General features: G+C 68.5%; 4 protein-coding genes and 1 pseudogene. 1 reads left to right on the forward strand and 4 read right to left on the reverse strand.

From position 1 onward, the window contains the following. Window position 1 precedes the first annotated feature (1 nt). From WS96_RS15950 to WS96_RS15960, 3 genes are all read right to left on the reverse strand, one after another. Window positions 2–919, reverse strand: coding sequence for a carbohydrate ABC transporter permease (locus WS96_RS15950; protein ID WP_034209060.1), 918 nt, complete (start codon window positions 917–919; stop codon window positions 2–4). A 79-nt stretch (window positions 920–998) separates the two neighbouring features. After that, complete coding sequence (locus WS96_RS15955) at window positions 999–2237, reverse strand: ABC transporter substrate-binding protein (protein ID WP_034209059.1); 1239 nt, start codon at window positions 2235–2237, stop codon at window positions 999–1001. A gap of 63 nt (window positions 2238–2300) precedes the next feature. Next, the gene (locus WS96_RS15960; RefSeq protein WP_059833692.1) at window positions 2301–3455 is read right to left on the reverse strand and encodes an ABC transporter ATP-binding protein; all 1155 of its coding nucleotides are present in this window, start codon (window positions 3453–3455) and stop codon (window positions 2301–2303) included. A 235-nt stretch (window positions 3456–3690) separates the two neighbouring features. Between WS96_RS15960 and WS96_RS15965 the strand changes: the two genes are divergently transcribed. Beyond that, window positions 3691–4704 (forward strand): LacI family DNA-binding transcriptional regulator, encoded by a 1014-nt coding sequence (locus tag WS96_RS15965; RefSeq protein WP_059833694.1) that lies wholly within the window; start codon window positions 3691–3693, stop codon window positions 4702–4704. A gap of 342 nt (window positions 4705–5046) precedes the next feature. Here the strand turns inward: WS96_RS15965 and WS96_RS34065 are convergent. Continuing rightward, window positions 5047–6532 (reverse strand): annotated as a pseudogene (locus tag WS96_RS34065) (beta strand repeat-containing protein); the annotation flags it as partial.

Here is a 6532-nt window from a genome sequence, read left to right on the forward strand (position 1 = left end):
CTTACGACTCGACGCGCACCAGCTTGCGAAGCTGCCACACGATATAGACGAGCATGATCGCGAACAGCACGACCGCGATCGCGGCCGAATAGCCTTCGCGGTAATACTTGATCGCCTGATCGACCATGAAATACGCGAGCACGGTCGAGCTGTCGAACGGGCCGCCGCCCGTCATCACCGAGATCAGGTCGAAGCTGCGCAGCGCGCCGATCACGGTCAGCACGACCGCCATGAACGTCGCGGGCCGCAATTGCGGCAGGATCACGTGCCACAGCAGCGTGAAGCCGCGCGCGCCTTCCATCCGCGCCGCCTCGACGATCTCGCCGTTGATGCCGGTCAGCCCGGTCAGGTAGAGAATCATGCAGAACGGAATCTGCGGCCACAGCGCCGCGGCGATCACGCCGTAGGTCGCATAGCGCGGATCGCCGAGCACCGGGATCCCGTGCCCGACGATCAGCTTCAGCAACCCGAACGTCGGATCGTAGAACCACGAGAACACGAGCCCGACCACGACGCCCGGCAGCACGAACGGCGCGAAGAACAGCGACTTCACGAGCCGGATGCCGAACACGTTCTGGTTCAGGTACAGCGCGAGCGCGAGGCCGAGCGGCGGCGCGGCGAGAAACAGCACGAGCCACAGCACGTTGTTCTTCAGCGCGACGTAGAACGTGTCGGACTGCAGCAGCTCGCGATAGTTGTCGAGCCCGGCGAACGTCATCGGCGTCATCCCATCCCAGTGATGAAAGCTCAGCCAGATGCTGCTGACGATCGGGTACAGCACGAACACGGTGAAGAGCGCGAAACCCGGCAGCACGAACCACAGGGCCGCGCGGTTGCGCCGTCGCGCGAGCGACGCGCGCGCATGCCGCCGCGGGCCGGCATCGCGGCGCGCGGCGCTTTCTGACAGGCTGGTTGACATGAGGTGACCTTCGACGAAACGAACTTAAAGGTGGCGACGAAGCGCCGGACCGGCCGCGCCGGCCCGGCCGCGCGGCGCATTACTTGCGGTAGATGCGCTTGCGGGTCTGCTCGAGGCGCTGCAGGATCGCATCGAGCTGCGTCGGATCGGACAGGAACTGCTGCATCGCCTTCATCCCCTCGTCGGCCATTTCCTTCGTCATGTCGCGGTCGTAGAACTGCGCGATTCCGCCCGGCGTCGTCGCGAGCGTGCGGAAGCCGATCTTCGAGATCGGATCCTGCGGCTCCGGCGCCTTGTTGTTCGACGGCAGTTGCCCCATCCCCTTCGCGAACTCGCCGCTCACCGCCGGTTGCCCCATGAACGCGAGGAAGCGTCGTGCATCGGCCTTGTTGTGCGCCTTCGCGGGGACGATCAGCACGTTGACCGGGCCGTCCTCCGCCAGCGGCACCGATGCGTCGATCGCCGGGAAGCGGAAGAAGCCGATCGGGTTGCGCGTCGCGCTCAGCAGTCCTGCCGAATACCAGGTGCCCATCAGCGTCATCGCGGCCTGGCCGTTGACGATCAGCGGGCTCAGCGAATCGACGTCGTAGGACAGCGCGTTGTCGATGAAATACTTGTCGTCGATCAGCTTCTTCCATGCCGCGTACACCGCCCGCACGCGCGGATCGGTATAGGCGACGTCGCCGGCCATCAGCTTCTGGTGGAACGCATAGCCGTTGATCCGCAGGTCGAGGTAGTCGAACCACGCGGCGAGCGTCCACGCATCGCGCGCAGCCACCGCGATCGGCGCGATGCCGGCCGCCTTGAGCTTGCGGCACGCGTCGAGAAACTGCGGCCAGTCGGCCGGCTCGCCGTGAATCCCGGCCTTCTCGAACAGATCCTTGCGGTAGAACAACCCGTACGCGTCATAGCCGAGCGGCAAACTGTAGAGCTTGCCGCCATAGGTCGACGACTGCTTGACCGACGCATACGTGTCGTTCCAGCCGTTCTTCTGCCAGTCCGCGCTCAGGTCCTCGATCAGCCCGCGCTTCGCGAAATACGCGAGCCGTTCGCCGTTGTTCCAGCTCAGTACGTCGGGCGGATCGGTCGCGAGCCACCCGGACATCTGCACCTTGTACGCCTCCTCGCCGACGTAGCTGACCTTCAGGTCGATATCCGGATTCGCCTTGTGGAACTGGTCGAACGCTGCCTGCCACGTCGCGCGCTGGTTGCCGCGCGCGGCGACGTTCACTTTCAGCGTGCCCGCGTCGGCCATGCCCGCGGCGCACGCCGCGGCAGTCGTCAGGGCAAGCAGCAGTCGGCTCGCACGAAGTCTCATCGTTGTCTCCTGGTATTGGTGTGTCGAATGCCGCGTCGCACGCGGCGGCTCGGCATTGCGCCGTTACGCGAACGCCGCTTCGGCGTGAAGGGCCGGCAATGCGATGCCGGCTTCGTCGAAAAGGTGACAGCTCGACGGCGGCATGCGGAACGCATGGCGCTCGCCACGCCGCAACGCGGCCTGCCCGGGCAGTTTCGCGAGTAGCGGCACGCCGTCGGGCTGGTCGAGATGCACGTACGCGGCTTCGCCGAGCTGCTCGACGAGCGCGACGTCGCGGACGATCGACGGCCAGCCGGCATCGCCGGACGCCGCGATCGTCAGGTGTTCGGGACGGATCCCGAGCGTCACGCGCGCGCCGCGGCCGACGTGGCGCGGCAACGGGCGATCGTGCAGCGTCAGCGTTTCGCCGGAGCCTTCCAGCGTCAGCCGGCAGCCGTGCGCATCGCCCGCGTCGACGATCGCCGGCAGAAAGTTCATCCGCGGCGAGCCGATGAAGCCCGCGACGAAGCGGTTGGCCGGCCGGTGATACAGCTCGAGCGGCGCACCGGCCTGCGCGATGCTGCCGAAGCGCGCGACGTCGTCACCCGCATGCAGCAGCACGATCCGGTCGGCCAGCGTCATCGCCTCGATCTGGTCGTGCGTGACGTAGACCGAACTCGATTGCGTGAAGCGCGCGTGCAGCCGCGCGATTTCGACACGCGTCTGGCCGCGCAGCGTCGCGTCGAGGTTCGACAGCGGCTCGTCGAACAGGAACACGCGCGGCTCGCGCACGATCGCGCGGCCGATCGCGACGCGCTGCCGCTGCCCGCCCGACAACGCCTTCGGCTTGCGATCGAGCAGCGCTTCGAGCTGCAGCACGCGCGCGGCCTCGGTCACGCGGCGGCGGATCTCGTCCTTCGGCGTGCCGGCGATTCGCAGTCCGAAACCGATGTTGTCGAACACGGTCATGTGCGGAAACAGCGCATAGCTCTGGAACACCATCGCGACGCCGCGCTCCGCGGGCGGCGTGTCGTTCATCCGTGCGCCGCCGATCCGCAGCTCGCCCTCGGTCACGTCCTCGAGCCCGGCGATCATCCGCAACAGCGTGGATTTTCCGCAGCCCGACGGGCCGAGAAACACGCAGAATTCGTGCGACGCGATCTCGAGGTTCACGTCGCGCAGCACCGGCGCATGGTCGCCGTAGCGCTTCGAGACATCCTTCAATGAAATGGCGGTCATCGCGCTCTCCTTTCGCCGATCACACGCATCGGACCGAAAAATTTAAACGCTTAAATTTCTGTGGCGCGATTCGCCCGGTTCGCCGTACCATGTCGTCTCCTTCCTCTGATGTGTCGAGAAATTAGCGTATCGGCCGTCCCTGTGCAACTTGTGGGACGCACTCCCAGAATATGAGCAGACACTTCCCCGCCTTACTGTCGTCGCGCGGCGCTGCCCGGCCGGCCGGAGCCCGCGCATGGTGACGCTCGCGCAAGTCGCGCGGCGCGCGAACGTCACCGCGGCGACCGTCTCGAACGTGCTGCGCAATCCGCAGAAGGTGAAGCCGGCGACCGTCGAGCGCGTGATGGCCGCGATCCGCGAACTCGGTTATCGGCCGAACCTGACCGCGCGCGCGCTCGCGGAGGGCCGCACGTCGACGCTCGCGCTGATGCTGTCGAACATCACGAACCCGTTCTATCCGGAGTTCGTGCTGGCCGCCGAACGCGAGGCGCGCAAGCGCGGCCATTACCTGCTCGTGTCCAATACCGACGACGATCCGGCGATCACGCGCAACTACCTCGAGCGGATCGCGGGGACGCTCGCGGCCGGTGCGATCGTGATGAACACCGATCTCGCCGAAGCGGAACTCGCCGACATCGCCCGTCACGGCGCATCGATCGTGCTGTGCATGTGGGAACACGTGCATGCGTCGCGCACGCTGCCGTGCGTGACCGTCGATTTCGCGGCGGCGGGCGCGCTGGCGGCCGCGCATCTGTCCGGTCTGCGGCATCGCGCGTTCGGCGCGCTCGTCGGCAAGGGTTCGGGCGGGCCGCAGTCGGTGCGGCTGCGCGGTTTCGCCGACGAACTCGCGGCGCGCGGCCATCCGGCACATGCGCTGACGACCGTGTCGGCCCACGACTCGATCGAAGGCGGCTACGAAGCCGCCGCCGCGCTGCTGCGCGAGCAGCCGGGTCTCACCGCGCTGTTCGCGACCAACGATCTGATGGCGATCGGCGCGATGCAGGCCGCCGCCGATCTCGGCCTGCGCGTGCCGGCCGATCTGTCGGTGGTCGGCATGACCGATATCCAGCTCGCTCACCAGTTCCGCCCCGCCCTCACGACCGTACGGTTCCCGACCGCGCAGATCGCCGCACGGGCGATCGTGCTGACGCTCGACATGATCGACGGGATCGAGCCGGGCACGGCCGTGCATACGATCGGCGCACCCGAGCTGGTCGTGCGCGAATCGACCGGGGTGGCGCCGGACTGATGGTTCGGTGTCCACACGTTTGCGGCTGCGGCGTGCGGCGTATGCGTCGGGAATGAACGAAGTGACGTCGGTCCCGCGGTTGCCGTTTCTCGTTCGACGAGGGCGGAAGCGTACATCGCTCCCTTCGACGCGCGGCCAACCGATGCAGGCAGGAGGAGATCGGGAAGCCCGAGATGGAGGCATCCGACGCCACGGCTCCCCGAAACGCAAAATGGCGCGTCACCGGCCAACGCCGCGCGAGTCGACACGATTCGTCGTCCCGCCGGCGTTGTGGATGACGCGCCTGAGGTGTGAAGATTCGCGGCCGCCCGGAGCATGCGGCGGCCGCGGTATCGACGTCGCCTACTTCTTGATCACCGGAACGGTGAGCGAAGTGACGAGCGACGTCACGGGTGCCAGCAAGCCACCCGACGAACTGCCTCCGCCTTGCGCGGAATTGCCGTTCAGCGAAACCGCCAGCGCGGGGACGACGCCGGCCACCGACCCGACGGCCGAACCGACCGATTGCACCGCCGCGTTGGCGATCGTCGCGCCGCCGGAGATGAGCGCCCCCGCGGCGTTCGTGACACCGCCGACCGCACCGGCTGCCGTACCGCCATTGAGCGCGACACTCAGTGCCGGAAGGGTCCCGGCGACCGCGCCGGCGGTGCCGGTCACGGTGTGCGCGAGCGAACCCGCCAGGCCTGTGGTGACCGTCGCGAGCGAGCCCGCCGCACCGGTTGCGCCGGAGAGCGCACCGGATCCCGAGCCGACGACGTTGCCGGCGCCGCTCGTGGCGGATCCGATCAGCGACGTGACGGTCGATGCGATCGGTGCGATCGCCGCGGTGCCGCTGCCGGCGAGGCCGGTTACCGCGCCGGACGCTGCGCCGATCGCACCGGTGGCTGCGCCGACCGGCAACGAACCGCCGAGATTGCCGACGATGCTCGTGATCGGCGTGATCAGCGCGCCGCCGTTGCCCGCGACACCGGTGACGGCGTTGACGACGCCCGTGCCCGCGTTGGCGACCGTGCCCACGAGGCCACCGAGACCGCCGGCCGCGCCGCCGGCGCCGCCCACTGCGCCGGCCAACGTTCCGACTGCGCCGGTTGCCGTATTGCCCACCGTGCCAACGATGCCGCCGAGACTGCCGGTCGCACCGCCGACACCACCCGCTGCGCCGGCCAGCGTCCCGACTGCACCGGTTGCCGTGTTGGCTACCGTGTCAACGATGCCGCCGAGGCCGCCGGTTGCGCCACCGGCACCGCCCACTGCGCCGGCCAACGTCCCGACTGCGCCAGTTGCCGAGTTGCCGACCGCGCTTACGACGCCGCCGAGACCGCCCGCTGCGCCGGCCAGCGTTCCGGCTGCGCCAGTTGCCGAGTTGGCTACCGTGCCTACGATGCCGCCGAGACCGCCAGTCGTGCCGCCGGCACCGCCCAGGGCGCCCGTCACAGTTCCAACTGCACCCGTGGCCGTGTTACCGACCGTGCCAACGATGCCGCCGAGACCGCCGGTCGCACCGCCAGCACCACCCAGTGCGCCGGTCAACGTTCCGACGGCACCCGTGGCCGTGTTCGCGACCGTGCCAACGACGCCGCCGAGACCGCCGGTTCCGCCGCCGACACCACCCAGTGCGCCAGTCAGCGTTCCGACTGCACCCGTGGCCGTATTCGCGACCGTGCCGACAACACCACCGAGGCCACCCGTCCCGCCGCCGCCGATGCCACCCAGCGCGCCGGTTACCGTGCCAACCACGCCACCAAGCCCACCGGTCGGGTCACCCACTCCACCCAAAGCACCCGTCACCGTACCGACTGCGCCACTTGCCGCGTTGCCCACCGTTCCG

This window comes from Burkholderia sp. MSMB1835 (assembly GCF_001526365.1).
Classification (GTDB): Bacteria; Pseudomonadota; Gammaproteobacteria; order Burkholderiales; family Burkholderiaceae; genus Burkholderia.